This window comes from Rhizobium sp. CF080, assembly GCF_000282095.2.
Classification (GTDB): Bacteria; Pseudomonadota; Alphaproteobacteria; order Rhizobiales; family Rhizobiaceae; genus Neorhizobium.
Map to the genome: position 1 here is coordinate 321661 of NZ_AKKC02000009.1, position 18896 is coordinate 340556.

Annotated in this window: 19 protein-coding genes; 15 read left to right on the forward strand and 4 right to left on the reverse strand. The window is 62.8% G+C overall.

Features of this window, described 5'->3' with window-relative positions:
- Positions 1 to 8 precede the first annotated feature (8 nt).
- The 14 genes from PMI07_RS21940 to PMI07_RS22005 all read left to right on the forward strand — a co-directional run bounded on the left by PMI07_RS21940 (position 9) and on the right by PMI07_RS22005 (position 13778).
- Positions 9 to 1187 carry a mandelate racemase/muconate lactonizing enzyme family protein gene (locus PMI07_RS21940; RefSeq protein ID WP_024164024.1) on the forward strand — a complete coding sequence of 393 codons (1179 nt, stop codon included), beginning with the start codon at positions 9 to 11 and terminating at the stop codon, positions 1185 to 1187.
- 112 nt (positions 1188 to 1299) lie between these two features.
- Positions 1300 to 2433 (forward strand): mannonate dehydratase, encoded by a 1134-nt coding sequence (locus PMI07_RS21945; protein ID WP_007767186.1) that lies wholly within the window; start codon positions 1300 to 1302, stop codon positions 2431 to 2433.
- Positions 2434 to 2494: 61 nt separating this feature from the next.
- Positions 2495 to 3712 (forward strand): ABC transporter substrate-binding protein, encoded by a 1218-nt coding sequence (locus PMI07_RS21950; protein WP_245277209.1) that lies wholly within the window; start codon positions 2495 to 2497, stop codon positions 3710 to 3712.
- Positions 3713 to 3788: 76 nt separating this feature from the next.
- Positions 3789 to 4649 (forward strand): sugar ABC transporter permease, encoded by an 861-nt coding sequence (locus PMI07_RS21955; RefSeq protein ID WP_007767190.1) that lies wholly within the window; start codon positions 3789 to 3791, stop codon positions 4647 to 4649.
- Positions 4646 to 5494 carry a carbohydrate ABC transporter permease gene (locus PMI07_RS21960; protein WP_007767193.1) on the forward strand — a complete coding sequence of 283 codons (849 nt, stop codon included), beginning with the start codon at positions 4646 to 4648 and terminating at the stop codon, positions 5492 to 5494. Before PMI07_RS21955 ends, PMI07_RS21960 begins: the two co-directional genes overlap by 4 nt.
- Before the next feature lie 2 nt (positions 5495 to 5496).
- On the forward strand, positions 5497 to 6309 hold the full coding sequence (locus PMI07_RS21965) for an aldo/keto reductase (RefSeq protein ID WP_024164025.1): 813 nt from the start codon (positions 5497 to 5499) through the stop codon (positions 6307 to 6309).
- A 21-nt stretch (positions 6310 to 6330) separates the two neighbouring features.
- Positions 6331 to 7386, forward strand: a complete 1056-nt coding sequence (ugpC, locus tag PMI07_RS21970; protein WP_007771931.1) for a sn-glycerol-3-phosphate ABC transporter ATP-binding protein UgpC — start codon at positions 6331 to 6333, stop codon at positions 7384 to 7386.
- A 2-nt stretch (positions 7387 to 7388) separates the two neighbouring features.
- Entirely contained in the window at positions 7389 to 7889 is a 501-nt protein-coding gene (locus PMI07_RS21975) for a VOC family protein (protein ID WP_007771933.1), read from the forward strand.
- Positions 7886 to 8659 carry a sugar phosphate isomerase/epimerase gene (locus PMI07_RS21980; RefSeq protein ID WP_245277210.1) on the forward strand — a complete coding sequence of 258 codons (774 nt, stop codon included), beginning with the start codon at positions 7886 to 7888 and terminating at the stop codon, positions 8657 to 8659. Before PMI07_RS21975 ends, PMI07_RS21980 begins: the two co-directional genes overlap by 4 nt.
- A gap of 190 nt (positions 8660 to 8849) precedes the next feature.
- Positions 8850 to 10205: an LLM class flavin-dependent oxidoreductase gene (locus PMI07_RS21985; protein WP_024164026.1), complete on the forward strand. Its 1356-nt coding sequence runs from the start codon at positions 8850 to 8852 to the stop codon at positions 10203 to 10205.
- 9 nt (positions 10206 to 10214) lie between these two features.
- Entirely contained in the window at positions 10215 to 11051 is an 837-nt protein-coding gene (locus PMI07_RS21990; protein ID WP_024164027.1) for an ABC transporter ATP-binding protein, read from the forward strand.
- A 23-nt stretch (positions 11052 to 11074) separates the two neighbouring features.
- The gene (locus tag PMI07_RS21995) at positions 11075 to 12148 is read left to right on the forward strand and encodes an ABC transporter substrate-binding protein (RefSeq protein ID WP_007755496.1); all 1074 of its coding nucleotides are present in this window, start codon (positions 11075 to 11077) and stop codon (positions 12146 to 12148) included.
- 30 nt (positions 12149 to 12178) lie between these two features.
- Positions 12179 to 12997, forward strand: coding sequence for an ABC transporter permease (locus tag PMI07_RS22000; RefSeq protein WP_007755499.1), 819 nt, complete (start codon positions 12179 to 12181; stop codon positions 12995 to 12997).
- Between the two features lies 1 nt (position 12998).
- Positions 12999 to 13778, forward strand: a complete 780-nt coding sequence (locus PMI07_RS22005; RefSeq protein WP_007755501.1) for an ABC transporter permease — start codon at positions 12999 to 13001, stop codon at positions 13776 to 13778.
- Positions 13779 to 13854: 76 nt separating this feature from the next.
- Here PMI07_RS22005 and PMI07_RS22010 read toward each other — a convergent pair whose 3' ends face one another.
- The 3 genes from PMI07_RS22010 to PMI07_RS22020 all read right to left on the reverse strand — a co-directional run bounded on the left by PMI07_RS22010 (position 13855) and on the right by PMI07_RS22020 (position 17372).
- The gene (locus PMI07_RS22010; protein ID WP_007755504.1) at positions 13855 to 14925 is read right to left on the reverse strand and encodes an LLM class flavin-dependent oxidoreductase; all 1071 of its coding nucleotides are present in this window, start codon (positions 14923 to 14925) and stop codon (positions 13855 to 13857) included.
- A gap of 82 nt (positions 14926 to 15007) precedes the next feature.
- A complete protein-coding gene (locus PMI07_RS22015) occupies positions 15008 to 15784 on the reverse strand; it encodes an SDR family oxidoreductase (protein WP_007755508.1) in 777 nt (258 codons plus the stop codon).
- A 226-nt stretch (positions 15785 to 16010) separates the two neighbouring features.
- Positions 16011 to 17372, reverse strand: coding sequence for an amidase (locus PMI07_RS22020; protein WP_007755518.1), 1362 nt, complete (start codon positions 17370 to 17372; stop codon positions 16011 to 16013).
- Between the two features lie 165 nt (positions 17373 to 17537).
- On the opposite strand from PMI07_RS22020, the gene PMI07_RS22025 reads away from it, so the two are divergent.
- Positions 17538 to 17840 (forward strand): hypothetical protein, encoded by a 303-nt coding sequence (locus PMI07_RS22025; protein ID WP_007755521.1) that lies wholly within the window; start codon positions 17538 to 17540, stop codon positions 17838 to 17840.
- A gap of 6 nt (positions 17841 to 17846) precedes the next feature.
- Here PMI07_RS22025 and PMI07_RS22030 read toward each other — a convergent pair whose 3' ends face one another.
- Positions 17847 to 18701 (reverse strand): glycerophosphodiester phosphodiesterase family protein, encoded by an 855-nt coding sequence (locus PMI07_RS22030; protein ID WP_007755523.1) that lies wholly within the window; start codon positions 18699 to 18701, stop codon positions 17847 to 17849.
- Positions 18702 to 18896 lie beyond the last annotated feature (195 nt).

Below are 18896 nucleotides of genomic sequence, written 5' to 3' on the forward strand. Positions count from 1 at the left end.
GGAACCTCATGAGGATCGTGCAGCAGAAGATCTTTGTTGCGAATGTGTCCCGCACCAATTTCGTCTTCGTCAAACTCTATACGGATGAGGGCTACGAAGGTGTCGGCGAGGCGACGCTGGAGTGGAAGACGAAGACCATCGTATCGGCGCTGGAAGAGCTTGAGCGCGTGCTGATCGGCCGCAATCCGTTCGAGGTCGATGCGATCGTCGAGCAGTTGCACCGGGACTCCTATTGGCGGACGGGGGCCGTGTTCCGCACGGCGCTCGGCGCCATCGAAGCGGCTCTGCTGGACATCAAGGGCAAGGCGCTCGGCGTGCCGGTCTTCGAGCTGCTCGGCGGCAAATACCGGGATCGCGTCGAATGCTACGCCAATCATTGGTTCTTCGGCGCGGTGACGCCCGATCAATATGCCGAGAATGCGCGCAAGGCCGTCGCCATGGGCTACCGCGCCCTCAAATGGGATCCTTTCGACGTCGCCGACCTGGAAATGAACCGCAAGCAGCGCCGCCAGACGATCGATATCGTCGCGGCTGTCCGCGATGCGGTCGGCCCCGATGTCGACCTGATGCTCGACGTCCACGGCCGGCTCAACGTGCCGACGGCGATCGCCATGTGCCGGGAACTGGCGCCTTTTGACCTGAGGTGGATCGAGGAGCCGACGCCACCCGAGAGCATCGATGCGCTGGTGGATGTGCGCGAGAAAAGCCCGGTGCCGATTGCTGCCGGTGAGCGCTGGTACGAGCCCGGCAAGTTCCTCGAGGCGCTGAACAAGAAGGCGGTCGATATCCTGCAGCCGGACGTCTCGCATGCGGGCGGGCTCGGAGAAACGAAGCGCATTTCGCATATGGCGCATCACCATCTGATCCCGATCGCGCCGCATAATCCGGTCGGTCCGGTGATGAACGCGATGACGCTGCATATGTCTGTCGCCATCCCGAATTTCTCGATCTTCGAGACCGTTTCGGTGGATGTGCCGTGGCGCAAGGAACTGGTGCGGGAAACCCTGCAGTTCGAGGACGGGGCAATCCTGGCGCCGACCGCGCCGGGGCTCGGGGTGGAACTCATCGAGGAGGCCTGCGGCCGCTACCCTTATGCGCCCTACAATGTGCCGCTGTTCGACGGCAGCATGAACACCAGCGGCGTTGCCACGGGCGCGGCAACGCTGAAGGACGGCACACGCTCATGAGGCCGGAACAATTGACAATCGAGGCTTCTTGGCGCAAGTTATATTGCGAATTGGCGACATTCAAATATGAACTAGCCGGCGGCAAAGCCGGGCGTCAATCGGGGAGGGTAACGTGCGGGTAGGTCTGACCCTGTTCGGCGATCATCTGTCGGAGGATGGCGCGCGTTATGCGAGCCAGCTCGGCGTCGGCGATGTCGTCGTTCACCTGACCCAATATGCCCGCAACGCCGATAACAGCGCATACCGTAACGGCGGTGTCGGCCCCATCAATGGCGAATGCATCGACGTGCCGCTCTGGACATACGACCATATGGCCGGCGTCGTCGCGATGCTGGCAAGGCACGGGCTCAAGGTCGCGGCGATGGAAAACCTGTCGCCGAATTTCTGGTCGGACATCCTGCTGGACGGGCCGAAGAAACACGAGCAGATGGACGGGTTGAAGCAGCTCGTCCGCGACGCCGGAAGAGCGGGCATCCCGGTCATCGGCTACAATTTTTCGATTGCCGGGGTCTGGGGCTGGCAGCGCAAGCGTGTCGCCCGGGGCGGGGCGATGACCGCGGTGTTCTTCGGCGACGAATTCGATACGGACACGCCGATGCCGGACGGAATGCTCTGGAACATGCGGTACCGCGATCCCATCGCAGGGGCTGCGCCGATCAGCGTCAGCGAGCGGGATCTCTGGTCGCGCCTCGAATGGTTCCTGAAGGAACTCGTGCCTGTCGCGGAAAAGGCGAATGTCCGGCTGGCGGCCCATCCCGACGATCCGCCGGTGGAGCGGCTGCGCGGCAATGCGCGTCTCGTCAACGCCCACGCGAAATACCAGCGGCTGCTGGACATCGCGCCGAGCCCGGCCAACGCGCTGGAGTTCTGCGTCGGTTCGCTGCAGGAAATGGTCGATGGCGACGTCTACGAAACGACCCGCCATTTCGCGCGACTGGGCGCGATTGCTTATGTGCATTTCCGCAACGTCCGCGGCAAGGTCCCCCACTATGTCGAGACCTTCGTCGATGATGGCGATGTCGAGATGGCGGAAATCGTTCGGGTCCTGAGGGACGAGGGTTTTGACGGGGTGATGGTTCCCGATCACGTCCCCGATCTCGATTGCCCGGCCCCGTGGCATGCGGGCAATGCCTATACGATCGGCTTCATGAAGGCCCTGACAATGAACGCCCATGCGCTGGGGCCGGCGCGTTCGCAGGATGTCGCGCATTTTGGGAGAGCAAGGCAGGCCGCAGCATCGCGGTGAACCAATCCGGTGGAGGCCGGTCGGGAAAAGTGCGGCATGGAGCCGTGCGGAGGAGGAGATGATGATGAAATTCAAGACGCTGGCCGTCATGGCCACGGCAATGACGATGCTGACGAGCGGCGTGGCACTGGCCGGCGAGGTCGTCTGGTGGACGCCTAACTTCAACGAGGCGCGGGCACGCGAGCTCGTCACCAAGTTCGAACAGGCTAATCAGGGCATCAAGGTCAAGCTCGAGATCACCACGACCGACGGCCTGCCGCAGCGCGTCCTGACCGCCCTGCAATCCGGTGCCGCACCCGACATCATCGACGTCCAGCACGCCTGGGTGAACGGTTATGCCCAGAACGGCCTGGTCGTTGCGGTCGATGACGTGTTGAAGGACCGCGAGGACTATATTCCCGCGTCGCTGGATTATGGCACCTGGAACAGCAAGCTCTGGGCCATTCCGTATCGCATCGAGACCCATGCGGTCATCTATAACAAAGGCGCGTTCAAGGATGCCGGCCTCGATCCGGCCAAGCCGCCGCAGACCTGGGACGAACTGGTTGCCGCTGCCAAGACGCTGTCGAAGGGCAAGGTTTCCGGTTTTGCCATCACCGGTGGCGGTGAAGTCGGCAATACGATCTTCCGGTCGCTGCCCTTCATCTGGATGAACGGAGGCGATATCATCTCTGCGGATGGCAAGAAGGCGGTCGTCAACCAGCCGGCGGCCGTGGCTGCGGTCAAGTTCTATACGGACTTCTTCAAGAACAAGCAGTCGCCGGCCTCGACGCTCGAAAACGACGGCACCGCAAACCGCCGGCTGTTCATTGCCGAGACGGTTGCCGCCTATCAGTCCGGCCAGTTCGACGTCGCGTCGATCAAGAAGGAAAATCCGAAAATCGATATCGGCGTGATGCAGATCCCGCATCCGGCAGGCAAGCCGACCGCCGCACTCCTCGGCGGCTGGAGTTTCGTCATCCCGTCCTCGGCCAAGAACCAGACCGAGGCCAAGAAACTCGTCGCGTTCCTTGCCGAGGCGCCGAACCAGGGCGCTCTGACGGATACGTTCCCGGCTCGCAAATCCGCCATGTCGCTGCCGCGCTTCAGCGACCCGATCCTGACGGTGTTCAAGGAAATGCTGCCCTATGGCCGCGCCGCGCCGAACAACAAGAACTGGGTGCAGATCACTCAGGCCTATTTCGACGGCATCCAGCGCATCCTTCTCGGTGACGAGGACGTGCAGAAGGCCATGGACGGAGCAGCCAAGGACATCCAGGCGCTGCTCGACCAGAAATAGCTGTGCCCATCACTCCGGGGAAAACACCTTTCCCCGGAGCATGAATTCCACCCGATGTCGTTCAAGGAACCCGCAGATGGACCGCAATTCGACGGGCCTCGTTTTCGTATTGCCGGCGCTGATCGTGCTGGCGATGCTGATCGCCTATCCCGTTGCCTATACCGGTCTGTTGAGTGTGACCGACAGGCAGGGCGCCTTTGTCGGCCTCACCAATTTCAAGGCGGTGCTTTCGGCCCGCGCCACACCGCAGGCATTCTGGAACACTATCTGGTTCGTCGGCGGCTCGATCGTCTTCCAGGTCATCCTCGGGACGGCAACCGCCATCCTGCTCAACCAGAACTTCATCGGCCGCGGCATCGTGCGCTCGATCACGCTCATTCCCTGGGTCGTTCCGGGCATTGTCGCGGCGACCACCTGGGCATGGATGTTCCATACGGAATTCGGCATCATCAACTATATGATGACCGGTTCCGGCATCATTCCGGAGCCGATCGGCTGGCTGACCAACGGCAATACCGTGATGCCGGTGCTGATCGCCATCAACGTCTGGAAGCTCTTCCCCTTCGTGGCGATCATGGTGCTGGCCGGCCTGCAGTCGATCCCCAACGACCTTTATGAAGCCGCGCGCGTCGACGGCGCCAATTTCTGGCAGGAAGTCCGCTTCATCATGATCCCGCAGGTGCGGTCCGTCATCGTGGCGGTGACCCTGCTCCTGGTGATCTGGGGCCTCAATTCGATCACCATCATCTATGCGATCACCCGCGGCGGGCCGGCCAACCGGACGCTGATCACGCCGATCCAGATTTTCCGCCTGGCGTTCGAAAGCACCCAGTTCAACCAGGCGGCAGCGCTTTCGGTGATCTTCTTCGCCGTCGCGCTCGTCATCGTCATCATCTACATCAGGGCGCTCGCCTCGACGCCGGGAGAGGCCAAATGAGCGACGCCAGCACCCTCAAGAGAACGGGCCTGCCGCTGCCGATCACCATCATCGGCGCGGTGATCGTCGTCCTCATCTGCCTCTTCCCGTTCATGTGGATGGGCGTCTCGTCGATCAAGACGCTGCCGGAGCTCTATACCGTTCCGCCGATCTGGTGGCCGGAGACGCCGACGCTCGGCAACTATTACAAGGTCCTCTTCGAGAGCAATATTCCGCGCTATTTCCTCAACAGCGTCATCATTTCCGTCGGCTCCACGTTCCTGGCGCTGATCCTGGCGATCTTTGCGTCCTATGGCTTTGCGCGTTTCGATTTTCGCGGAAAACCGCTGCTGCAGAGTTTCGTGCTGATCGGCCAGCTCTTGCCGACAGCGGCGATCATCGTGCCGCTGTTCATCACGCTGCGGGTGCTCGGCCTCGTGAACACCTACTGGGGCCTGATCCTCGTCTACATGATCATTACCCTGCCGCTCTCGGTCTGGATGCTGACCTCCTATTTCAAGGCGATCCCGGTGGAGCTCGAGGAGGCGGCGATCATCGACGGGTCGTCGCGGCTCGGCATCCTCTTCCGCATCACGCTGCCGCTGTCGACGCCCGGCATCGTCGCGGTCATCGTCTATGCCTTCGTCACCACCTGGAACGAGTTCGTCTTCGCGCTTTGCTTTGCGACCGACTCCTCTGTGAAGACCCTGCCGATCGGACTTGCGGAATTCTCCACCGAGTTCAACACCGACTGGGGTGCGGTCATGGCCGCCTCGGTCGTCATGACGCTGCCGATCGCGATGCTGTTCTTCTCGATGCAGCGGCTGTTCGTCGGTGGCCTCACCGCTGGCGCCACGAAAGGATAATCATGAGCGACAAAACCATCCCCAGATTGGGCCTCGGCACCTATGGCAGGACCGGCAGCGAGGGCGTTGCCGCCCTCCTGAAGGCCATCGAGATCGGCTACCGCCATCTCGATACCGCCCAGAGCTACAATACCGAACAGCCTGTCGGAGAGGCGGTGCGCCGCTCCGGCCTGCCGCGCGGCGATTTCTTCATCACTACCAAGGTGGCCGATACCCGCCTCGACACCGCGCAGTTCATGCCCTCGGTCCGCGAGAGCCTCGATACGATCGGCGTCGACCAGGTGGATCTGCTTTTGATCCACTGGCCTTCCCATAAGGATGCCGTGCCGTTCGATGACTACATGACGGCGCTCGTCGAAGCGCAGCAAAAGGGTTATGCGCGCCTGATCGGCGTTTCCAACTACCCGATCGCGCTGCTCGAAAAGGCACGTTCCCTGGTCGGGAAGGATACACTCGCCACCAACCAGGTCGAGATCCACCCCTATCTGCAGTCACCGAAGCTTGTCGCCTATGCGCGAAAGATCGGCCTGCCGCTCACCGCCTATCAGCCGCTCGCCAAGGGCGAGATCGCCAGCGATCCGGTTCTCAAGCGGATCGCCGAGAAACATGGGACAACGGTCGCGGCCGTCGCGCTCGCCTTCCTGATCGGGGAGGGGCATATCGTCATTCCGGCCTCCGGCAGCGAGGCCAATCTTCGCGCCAATTTCGCGGCCCTTAACGTCTCATTGGACGAGGCTGACATGGCGGAGATCCGCAAGCTTGATCGCGGCTATCGCCGCATCAATCCCGAAAAATCCCCCGGTTGGGATGACTGACATCATGAATGGAGTTGCCCCTTGGGTTCGGTGACCATCAGACAGGCGCGCAAGAGCTATGGCGCGCTGGAAGTCCTGCACGGCGTTTCGGTCGATATCGCCAATGGCGAGTTCGTGGTGCTGGTCGGACCGTCCGGCTGCGGCAAGTCCACCCTGTTGCGGATGATCGCAGGGCTGGAAGCCATCAGCGGCGGCGAGATCGCCATCGACGGCAGAGTGGTCAATTCGCTCGCTCCGAAGGAGCGCGACATCGCCATGGTGTTCCAGTCCTATGCGCTCTATCCGCACATGACCGTGGAAGCCAATATGGGCTTTTCGCTGCGGCTTGCCGGCGCGCCGAAGCAGGAGATTTCCGCGCGCGTCGCGGACGCCGCGCGGATATTGGGGCTTGAACCCTATCTGAAACGCTACCCGCGCCACCTCTCGGGTGGCCAGCGCCAGCGTGTGGCGATGGGGCGAGCAATGGTACGCAAACCGAAGGTCTTCCTGTTCGACGAACCGCTATCCAATCTCGACGCCAAGCTGCGCGTGCAGATGCGCTCCGAGATCAAGCAGAACCATCATCGTCTGAAGACGACGACCGTCTATGTGACCCATGACCAGATCGAGGCGATGACCATGGCCGATCGCATCGTCGTCATGAACGGCGGCGTCATCGAGCAGGTCGGTTCGCCGCTCGATCTCTACGACAGGCCGGCCAACCTGTTCGTCGCCGGTTTCATCGGGTCGCCGAGCATGAACGTGATCGGCGGCAGACTTGAGAACGGGATTTTTGCGACTTCCGACGGGACGTCCGTTGCGGTTCCCAATGTCGCCTCTCTCGGCAATCGGGCACTCCATATGGGGTTCCGGCCCGAACATCTTACCCTCGACGACAACGGCCTGCGCGCGGAGATCATAACCGTCGAGCCAACCGGCTCGGAGACCCAGGTCGTCATGCGGCTGGCGGGCTACGAGGTGACCGGCGTCTTCCGCGAGCGCATCATGAAACTGCCAGGCGATACCATCTCCGTCAGCATTGATGTCGCACGCGCCCACCTCTTCGATCCCGAGACGGGCCAACGCCTGGAGGCTTGACGATGAATGCGATCCTCGGCGGCGGAACGCACTTGCTGCAGATCTGCTTCGTGACGCACACCTTGGAGGAGTCGGCCGGCTGGTTCGCGCGATTGACCGGCTTGCCCTTGCCGCCGCTCAGCTATGCCGCCGAGCGGGACAAGGCGCAGGCGATCTATGATGGTCGTCCCGCGCGGGTCGGATGCCGGATCATGATGTTCCATTTCGACAATATCGACCTCGAATTCATCGAGCCCGGCCCGGAGCCCAGCGCCTGGCGCGATCTCCTGGAGCGCAAAGGCCCGGGTTTCCACCACATCGCCTTCAAGACCCGGAACCTGACGCGCGACACTGTCGAGCTTGAAAAGGCGGGCCACAGCCTCATCCAGCGCGGCGAGTTCCAGAGCGGCACCGGACGTTATGCCTATTTCGGCGCAGAGGACGTGCTTGGCGGATTGATCGAACTGCTGGAATACGACCGCGATAAAGAGAAGCAGAACCGCGATAAAGAGAAGCAGAATTGAGCGAGATCCGCATGACCTATCCGATTTCCTACCAGCTTTATTCCTCCCGCAATTTCCCGCCGCTGTTCGACCAGTTCCTCGAACTTAAATCCTTCGGCTACGACGCGATCGAACCCTGGCTGCCGGCCTACGAGGCGGATCCGAAGGCCTTCCGGCAGGCGCTCGACGATGCCGGCCTCAAATGCCATTGCTTCCACATGCCATTGAAGGGGCTGGTCAACGAGCCCAATCGCTTCATCGATATCGCGTTGGCGCTCGGCGCGACGATCATGATCCCGCCCTATGTAGTGCCGGAGGAGCGGGGCACGACGGCCGAATACTGGCGCCGGCTCGGGACGCAGCTTGCCGAGGGTGCCGCGATCGCCGCCGGACAAGGCCTGAAGGTGGCCTGGCACAATCACGATTTCGAATTCTGCCCGATGGTGGATGGCTCGCGCCCCATCGATCATATCTTTGAAGGTGCGGGCGATGGCGTCTGGTTCGAGATCGATTGCGGCTGGATCACCCGCGCCGGCGGCGACCCGGCGGCGGAACTTCGAAAATTCGCGGATCGCATCATCGCCATCCAGGTAAAGGACATGGCGCCGGCCGGGACGACCATCGACGACGGCTGGGCGCCGACCGGCTCCGGCATCATCGACTGGCCGAGCCTCGTGCCTTTGTTCCGCAAGACCAAGGCCGAGCATATTGTCACGGAACACGACAATCCGAGCGACTGGCGCCAGTTTGCCAGGAACTCGATCGACTACATCAAGGGGCTGGGGCTGTGAGCTGCAGCGAACTGATCGCGCTCCCAAGTGACGCGTATTGCCCGGCTGCTAGTTGCTGTCCGGGCAGAACGACTGGGAGACCGGGTCCCGGCTGCGATAAAAGTTCAGTGCCGACCAGATAAATAGAACAGTATTTCTCTAGATTTTGTGCCCGTCTGTTAGCCTGCGCTCTCCATTCGAGGAGAGACTAATGACGACCAGACCGGGACAGATCAAACTTGGGGCCTTTCTCTACCCCACCGGGCACCACATAGCGGCATGGCGACATCCTGAAGCGCAGGCGGATGCGGGGTCGAATTTCGCCCACTATGCCGGGCTGGCGCAAGCGGCCGAGGCGGCGAAGTTCGATCTGGTCTTCATGGCCGACGGTGTCGGCACCCGCGGCACGGATATCGATGCGCTGAGCCGGACCGCTCAACGCTATGTGGCGCAGTTCGAGCCGATCACGCTTCTGTCGGCGCTTGCCGCGCTCACCCGCAATATCGGCTTCGTCGCGACCGCCTCCACCTCCTACAACGAGCCCTATCACATCGCCCGCAAGTTCGCCTCGCTCGACCATATCAGCGGCGGCCGCGCCGGCTGGAACCTCGTCACTTCGGCGAGCGACCACGAGGCGCATAATTTCGGCCGCGACGAACACTACGCCCATGCGGAACGCTACGAACGGGCCGAGGAATTCGCCGATGTCGTGCGCGGGCTCTGGGATACGTTCGAGGAAGACTCGTTCCCACGCGACAAGCAAAGCGGGATCTTCTTCGATCCGGCCAAGCAGCATGTCCTCAACCACAAGGGCAAGCATTTCAAGGTGCGGGGACCGCTGAATGTTTCGCGCGCGCCGCAGGGGCACCCGGTCCTGGTGCAGGCGGGTGCGTCGGAGCCGGGTAAGGAGCTCGCGGCGCGAACCGCCGAAGTCGTCTTCACCGCCCATCAGACCATCGAGGATGCCAAGGCGTTTTATGCCGACCTCAAGGGCCGGATGGCGAAATACGGCCGCAGCCGCGACGAGCTGAAGGTCATGCCCGGCATCTTCCCGGTGATCGGCCGGACGGAGGAGGAGGCGCAGGAGAAGTTCCAGCAGATCCAGGACCTCATCCACCCGGTGGTCGGCCTTTCGCTGCTGAACGGCATGGCCGACGGTGTCGACCTCTCGCAATACCCGGTCGATGGCCCGGTTCCGGACGTGCCGGAAACCAACAATTCGAAGAGCCGGCAGAGGCTGCTGCTTGATCTCGCCCGGCGCGAGAACCTGACGATACGCCAGCTCTATCTGCGCATCGCCGGTGCGCGTGGCCACTGGCAGATCGTCGGCACGCCGACCCAGATCGCCGACCAGATGGAGGCGTGGTTCCACGAGGAAGCCGCCGACGGGTTCAACGTCATGCCGCCGCATCTGCCCGTCGGACTTACCGATTTCATCGAACTGGTCCTGCCGGAACTGCGCCGCCGCGGCCTGTTCCGCAACGAATACGAGGGGGGCACGCTGCGTGAAAACCTCGGCCTCCGGATACCGCGTCATCCGGCCCGCACCCAGATTGCCGCAGAATAGGAAGAGACGATGAGCAAAGGCCCGCATATCCAGATCCGCAACGTCACACGGCAATTCCAGGTGAACGGCGGAAGCCTGACCGCGCTCGACGATGTCAGCCTCGACGTTGCGGAGGGCGAATTCGTGACGATCGTCGGCGCCAGCGGCTGCGGAAAGTCGACGCTGCTGCGTCTCGGCGCGGGACTCGACACGACCTACAAGGGCGCGATCAACCATGCGGGCGAGCCGGTGGACGGGCCGAGCCTCGACAGGGGCATGGTGTTCCAGGAACCACGGCTTTTCCCCTGGCTGACAATCGAGCGCAATATTGCTCTGGGACTGGAAAACTCCGGCCTTCCGAAGGGCGAGAAGAAGGCCCTTGTCGAGCAGCATCTGGAACTCGTCGGCCTGACCGGTTTTGCGAAAGCCTATCCGCACCAGCTCTCCGGCGGCATGGCGCAGCGGGCCGGCATCGCCCGCGGTCTCGTCAACCGGCCGAACGTGCTTTTCCTCGACGAGCCCTTCGGCGCGCTCGACGCGATCACCAAGACCCGCCTGCAGGACGAGTTGCAGGAAATCTGGGCCAAGGAGCGCATCACCATGGTGCTGGTGACGCATGATGTGGACGAGGCCGTCTATCTCGGTGACCGCGTGGTGATCATGTCGCCGCGGCCGGGCCGCATCCGTGAGATCGTTCCGGTCGGATTGCCGCGGCCGCGGGTTCGCACATCCGCGGCGCTGGTCCAGGTGCGCAACCGTGTCCTCGACAGCCTCAACAACACCACCCAGCCCGTTCCGCAACAGGCGGCCCGCAATATCGGCGAATCCTCGCCGGCGCTCAGGCCCGTCATCGCAGCCGTCGGCTGATCGCATCAACTATGGAGAAACCCATGAAACTGACATCCATTTTGCGTCTGGCCGCGGGCATTGCCTTTGCCGGATTGCTCACCATCTCGGCCCGCGCCGAAGATCCGCTGGTCATCCATGTCGGTTATGCGGCGATCGGCGTCGACAACCGCCCGTTCTCGGAAGGCACCTCGGCCGCCACCGCCCGCGCCGGCGAGTTTCTCGAAAAGGAATTCGCCAATGATCCGAACGTCAAGATCGAGTGGACCTTCTTCAAGGGTGCCGGTCCGGCGGTGAACGAAGGTTTCGCCAACGATCAGCTCGATTTCGCCTATCAGGGCGACCTGCCGTCGCTGATCGGCCGCGCGACTGGGCTGAAGACCAAGTATCTGCTGGCCAGCGGGGCCCGCAAGCCGCTCTATCTCGCTGTCGCCAAGGATAGCGGCATCCAGAAAATCGAGGATCTGAAGGGCCGCAAGATCGCCCTGCAGCGCGGCACCAACGGCCATCTCGCCGCCATCAAGATTCTGGAAGCCCACGGGCTGAAGGAGCGTGACGTCCAGGTCGTCAACCTCGACAGCGCTGCGACCGTTGCAGCCCTCACCAGCAAGGATATCGACGCTGCCTTTGGCGATACGCAGCTTATCAACCTTGCTGCAAAAGGCTCCGCCGACGTCATCTACACGACCAAGGGCGACGATCCCCGCTTCGGCCGCAATGCCGGCATCATCGGGCGTCAGGCGTTCATCGACGCACATCCGGAGATCACCCAGCGCGTCGTCGATGCTTTCGTGAAGGCGGCCCAGTGGTCGTCAGACGAGCCGAACCGCGCTGCACTCTTCGAACTGTGGCACAAGTCCGGAACGCCGGTCCCGATCCTGGAAGAATATTTCAGCAAGGACACGCTGGCCTATCGCAACTCGCCGCTGATCGACGACCTGCTGACCTCGCAATACGCGGAGCAGGCGGTGAAGAGCAAGGAATTCGAGCTGGTCCGCCGCGACATCGATCTTCAGGGATGGTTCGAACCGAAATATCTCAACAGCGCCCTGCAGCGGCTTGGCCTCCAGAAATTCTGGCAGCCCTATGGCGCCGACGGCAAGCCCGCTGCGTCGTAATCCGACCAAGAGTGATACGAGGAAGCGGGCATGGCCGCGATTTCTGAGACCTCCGGCCATGCCGGCCCCCGTTTCTCCTGGCCGTCGCGCAAGCGCATCGGTATCGGGCTGACGGCCTTCATCCTGCCGGTCGCACTCCTGGTGCTCTGGTGGGTCGCCTCCGACAGGGGCTGGCTGGCGGAGCAGATCCTGCCGTCGCCGGTTTTCGTCTACGAGACGGCGCGCGACATGATCGCCAGCGGCGAGATCCTCTACCATACGGCGGTCAGCCTGCGCCGTGTCGTCATCGGCTTTGCGATCGGGGCGGCGCTGGGCCTGAGCCTGGGCGTCGCCATGGGGCTTTCCGAAAGGGTCGAGGACTACGTCAAGCCGCTCTTCCTTGCCTTCGCGCAGATCCCGACGCTCGGCTGGATCCCGCTTCTGATGCTGCTCGTCGGCATCGACGAAACGCTGAAGATCATCGTCATTGCCAAGGGTGCCCTGGTGCCCATGGCGCTGAACACCTTCACCGGCATCCGCAACGTCTCACCGCGCTATCTGGAAGTCGGGCACGCGCTTCGCTTCAGCCGCTGGCAGCGGCTGCGGTTGATCGTCCTGCCGGGCGCCGTCCCCTCGATCTTCACCGGCATCCGCTACGGCCTGACCCATTCCTGGACGTCGCTCGTCGGCGTCGAGTTGCTCGCCTCGTCTGAGGGGCTTGGCTACCTGCTCGTCTGGGGTCGGCAGATGTTCTGGCTGGATACCGTGATCGTCGCGATGATCGCCATCGGTCTCGTCGGTTTCATCATGGACAAGAGCCTGAACAACACCGAAACGCTGATCCAGCGTTGGAAGAAGGGGGAGGCCTGATATGGTGACCACCACATCGCAAGCCGTCCGGTTCCGCCGCGGCATCACGCTGCCGATCCTGCTCCTCGTCGTCTGGGAAGTGTCAAACCGGACGGGCATCGTCGATCCCCGCTTCCTTCCGTCGCTGGAAGAGGTGGTGCGGGCGGCAAAACGCGAGCTGATCGACAATGACCTCCTCGGGGACCTCAGTTTCAGCTTGATGCGCAACATTGCCGGTTTCCTGATCGGTGGCGTCGTCGGCATCGGTTTCGCGACCGTTCTCGCCCTGTCGCGGATTGCCGACCGGCTGGTCATGCCGACGTTCAATGCGCTGAAACAGATCTCGCTGCTGGCCTGGATCCCCCTGATCTCGGTATGGTTCGGCTTCGGCGAACAGGCGAAGATCGTATTCGTGGCGCTCGCGGCGTTCATCCCGATCGTGCTCAATACGTATGACGGCATGCGGGCGGCCCCCGACGACCTGATCGAGGTCGGCCGCGCCCTGAAATTCAACGGGCGGCAACGCGCGCTTCGCATCTACCTGCCGTCGGCCATGCCGTCGATCGCGACCGGCGTGCATCTCGGCCTGATCTATTCCTGGCTTGCAACCGTCGGCGCGGAATATTTCCTGGCGGTCGGCCCAGGCATCGGCGGTCTGGTGATTGCCGGCCGCGAGCGCTTCGACATGGCCATGGTCATGGTCGGCGTCATCATCCTCGGCCTCGTCGGTTTTACGCTGAACCGTCTGGCCTATTCGCTCGAATCCTATCTGCTCCGCTGGCGACCGAAGCAGAATGCTTGATCTTCTTTCACCCTGAAACGCAAAAGCCGCCGGTTCGTCACCGGCGGCTTTGGCTTTGAGGAACGGCTGTTTCGCCTCAGCGGCGCAGAAGCGGAAGCAACTGATCGCCCTGCCGTTCGATCTCTCGGAGATAGGGCGTGTCGGAGAGCACGAAATGGGTGATGCCAAGATCCTCATATTTGCGCAGCGAACGGGCGACGTCCTCGGCCGAGCCGACAAGCCAGGTCGTGCCGGCGCCGCCGCCGCCGAATTTTCCGGGCGCGGTGTAGAGGTTGTCGTCGAGAACATCGCCGCGCTCGTGCAGTTCGAGCAGTCGCCGCTGCCCGATGGCGACCGGCTTTCCATGGTCGTTCCAGTTGCCGCTCTTGCCCTTGGCCATCTCGGCGACCCTCGCCTCGGCATCGGCCCAGGCCTGTTCGGTCGTATCGCGGACAAGCGTGGTAATGCGCAAGCCGAATTCCAGCGGAGGAAGATCACGGTCGAGCTGCCGGCTCAACGTCTTGAGATTTTCGATCCTCTCGCGCACGCCGTCCAGAGGTTCGCCCCAGAAGAGCTGAACATCGGCCTCCGTCGCAGCCACCCGTTCGGCGGCCTCCGACGCGCCGCCGAAATAAAGCTTGGGGTGCTTGCGATCGCCGCGGACCTGGATGCGGGGCTCGATGGTAGACCCGGCCACCTGGAAATGATCGCCGGCACAGGTGACGTTTTCTTCGGTCCACAGCCTGCGAACGAGCCGCATGAATTCCTTGGTGCGGGCATAACGGTGAGCCTGATCGCCCTCGCTATCGCCGTAGGCAGCCAGATTGTCCTGGCCGGAGACGATATTGACCCGCACGCGGCCGCCGCTGAGGTGGTCCAGCGTCGCTGCGGCGGAGGCGAAATTCGCCGGGCGCCAATAGCCCGGGCGGATCGCGATCAGTGGCTCGAACGTGGTGGTGCGGGCGACAAGGGCGGTCGCGATGGTGAACGTATCCGGCCGGCCCCAGCCGGTGCCGACGAGCGCGCCTTTCCAGCCATGCTGCTCCAGCGCCCTGGCGTGGCTGGTCAGCGTGTCCAGGCTGTTGTGGTTCTCGACGGCGGCGTCTCCGCGATGGCCGGCTTTGACGTCGTTCGGGATGTACCAGAGAAACTCGGAATTGCTGCTCATGTGATCGGCCTGCACTTATAAAGGTTGAAATGAGGGAATGGCGAAGAGGTGGCGAAAGCCGGTCGGGTCCGAGACGGAGCCATCAGACGACGATCGGATTGAGGGCGCCATCCATGCCGATCACCACGCCGGTGACATAACTTGCCTTCGACGAGCTCAGGAATGTTACCACGTTGGCGATTTCCTCAGGCGTTGCCATGCGGCCGAGGGGGATGCGCTGGACCATCTTTTCGAGCGCCGCCTGTTCGCTGATGCCGTGGAGAGCCGCTTCCGCCCGGAGACCTTCGGTCACCCGTTCGGTTTCGGTATTGCCGGGATTGATGCCGATGATCCGCAGGCCGCTGGCGGCATAGGCGTTTGCAAGGCCGACTGTCGCCAGCATCAGCGCCGCATTGGCAGCCCCGCCCGGAAGGTGGATCGGCGAGGCGACCTTGCCGCCGCCGCCGATGACGTTGACGATCACGCCCGTCCGGCGGGCAGCCATCCGTTTGACGACGGGGTCGATGACGTTGATGTAGGAGAAATACTTGGCGTCCATTGCGGAGCGCCAGTGTGCCGGACTGAGGTCCTGCGGCGGCGTGCGCCGTGCAGCGCCGGCGCAGTTGACGAGGATATCGAGCGCCCCGACTTCGGCTTCGATCTTGTCGACGAGGGCAAGTGCCTCTTTTTCCGATGTCAGGTCGGCGGCAAAGCCGAGGGCGCCGGGAAGCTCAGCCAGGGCAGCATCGACATTCACTTTGGCGCGCGAACAGATGACGACCCGGGCTCCTTCGGACAGGAGAGATTGCGCACAGGCGAGGCCGATGCCTTTGGAGCCGCCGGTGATCAGTGCCGTCTTGCCGTTCAAATCGAGTTGCATAGGTACGCCGCTTCCCTGAAAATACAGGCAAGAAGCTAGGTCTTCGGGGATTTCCGGACAAGCAATAGGCAACTGCCGTGATCCCGGTTACGGGGAAACGGTTCCTTAGTTAGCCCCGTGGAGAGACAACTCTTCTATGCGATGAGCCTGCGCGCACTTTCGCGGCTTTGCCGGCAGGCGATGTCTGCCGGAAGATGATCCGGCGCCATTGCTCGCCCTGCCATTCCTACCCGCGAATGGTCTCCTCATATGCCATCGCGGCCTGCAGCAGCGCTTCGTCACGGTTGGCATTGGCCGACAGAAGGAAGCCGACCGGCATGTCGGCATCGCCGGTGCCGCAGGGGATGGAGACGCCGCACCAGTCGAGGAAATTGCCGAAGCCGGTATTGCGCAGTGTCTTGCCGTTGGTGGCAAAGAACAGTTCGTCATCCTTTTCGAGCGGCGCGATCGGGGGTGCCACGTGCGCGACCGAGGGCATGGCGACAAACCGGTCGCCGACCAGGGCCTCGGTTTCGGCGATCATCCGGGCGCGGTTTTCGACGATGGCGATATAGTCCGGCAGGCTGGTCTTTTCGCCAAGGCGCGTGCGGGCCACCACCCGGTGGTCCATCTCGTCGGCATCCGGGCCTGCCAGTTTTTCCCGATGCAGGACGAAGGCTTCGGCGGTGACCATCGGACCGTATTTGACCATCAGCTTCGGGAGTTCGTCGAAGGTCGGGAAGGCGAGGCGGGTGATCTTGGCTCCCGCCTTGGCAAGCCGCTCGATCGCAGCTTCGAAGGCAGCCATGACGCCCGGCTCGGCGCCGTCGAGGACGATGTTGGTCGGGATGACGATATCGAGGGGTTGGGCCGGCCGGCGTTCCGTCGGCGGTGACGCGAGCCCGCGCATGGCCGCATCCACCCACACCGCGTCCTGCACCGTGCGGCAGAGGGGGCCGAGCGAATCGAGGCTGGTCGCCAGCGGATAGACGCCGTCCATGAGGTAGCGTCCGCGGGTCGCCTTGTAGCCGACGATGCCGTTGAAGCCGGCGGGAATACGGATCGAGCCGCCCGTATCGGTGCCCATGGCGACCGGCACCAGACCTGCCGCGACCGCGACGCCGGAACCGGAGGAGGAGCCGCCGGGAATGCGGGGCGCATCCTTGCCATGGGGATTATGGGGCGTGCCGTAATGCGGATTGATGCCGATGCCGGAAAAGGCGAATTCGCTCATATTGGTGCGACCGATGGCGATCATGCCGGCCTGTTTCAGCAGATCGACGATCGCGGCGTCCCTGGTTGCGGGGGCGGCCTTCTTCAGCACTTTCGAGCCGGCGGTGGTCGGCAGGCCTTCGATGTCGAACAGGTCCTTCCAGGCGATCGGAATGCCGTCGAGCAGGCCAAGCGAGCGGCCTTCCTTGAGGCGCTTGGAGGCGGCATGGGCTTCCGCAACGGCGCGGTCTTCGAGCAGCGATATGAACACGGCCCTGTCCGGATAGGCCTTGATGCCTGATAGCACCGATTCCGTCACCTCGATCGGGTCGATCTTGCCCATCTGGATGAGCGCGGAAAGCTCGGCGATCGACATCGCTCCAAAGGATTTCGTCACGGCAGTCATTCTCCTCATTCCGTTACTGGCGGGTCACAGATGTATCGGATATTTTGGCGATGGGTAGAGGATTTATCGGCTCCGCTTGCGGCATGGAACTTCCCGCATATCCGCGAAGTTCAGTGAGTCCACCGCGTCAGCGGGACATCGGGAAGGATCAGCCCCATGAGAAACATCATCGCCATCGCCGGTCTCGTGATCGCGCTTGCCGGCTGCAGCACGGACGGCGGCGGCACCACCGGAGCAATCGACATCGGGCCGGGCATCCGGCCGATCCCCGGCAGCATCACCTATGGCGGCCAGCCGCGCACCAAGCTCACCAAGGCGCCGATCGGCAGCGTCGTGCCGCACGAGTTCCGCAACGAACTCGGCCAGCGGGTCGAGGAAAACTACCTCATCCAGCCGGACCGCAGCCTCAAGCTGGTCAACCGGCGGATCTATCGCGATCCGTTCGGGATCGACGATTGACCTGCTTCAGCTGCCGATCCGTGCCCAGGCGCGCTCGGTGGCGACCGGCTCGTCGGTGGTGACCTGATCCGGCTTTAGCGCCATCAGGGCCGCGAAGTTGCTCGCCTCGGCTTCGTCGAAACCGGCATCCGGGTTCTTGAGATTGAAGGTCCAGGCATCGACGAGCTTGCCGGCATCGTGGCAGAGGCCGATCAGGTCGAGTCCGTCCTTGGCGGCCTGCAGCACCAGTTGCCAGGCGAGATAGATCGTGTCCGGCTCGGTCGGGCCCGCGATATCTGCGCGCAGATCGGTTTCCACGGCCTTGAGGCCCCGGTGCCGATAGATCTCGACGAGCTTGTCGGTCGGATCGATGCCGCGCTTGAGGCCCGGCAGCCTTTGCCTGACGGCGACGATGAGATCGAGATCGGCGCCGCTGACGATGATCGAGGAGCCGGCGCCGGTGAAATGGTCGGCGAGATGGTCCATGCCGTGCGCGCCGATCACCGCAAGTTCGTCCTTCATGTCGAACTGCAGCAGGGCATCCGGATGGGCGGTCCGAAGCATTGTCGCAAGATCCTCGCTGAGAATCGGCGGATGGCCGCCCTCCAGCAGCGTCAGGCTGCGGATAACTTCGGGCGGAGCCTCGCGGATGAGGCCATGGCCGGTGGTTTCGCCTTCAAGCTCCTCGTCGTGCAGGACGACGAAACCGCCATCGGCGCGGACGCGCAGGTCGAGTTCGGTCGAGGCGCCGAGACGGAAACCCTCCGCAATGACGCCCGCCGAAAACAAGGGGTCTTTGAAGCTGCGGCGCAGGCGATGCCACTTCAGCCGGGTGAAATGGCCCTGATGGGCGATACCGAGGCCTGAAAATTCTGAAGCCATGAAATTCCGTCTCATGTGGATGGCGGCGATTCGATCGATGCCAGACTATTGTTTTGGAGCGGCCTGCCATAGATCGATGACAGAAGTTTCGCGCCGAGCCTCAAAAGCGGAGATTGCCGCCCGTCAGGGAACGGCTTGTTATAGAGACTTGCCGGATAGTATTCCGAAAACGCATCTTGTCTCCTGTCACGAAAG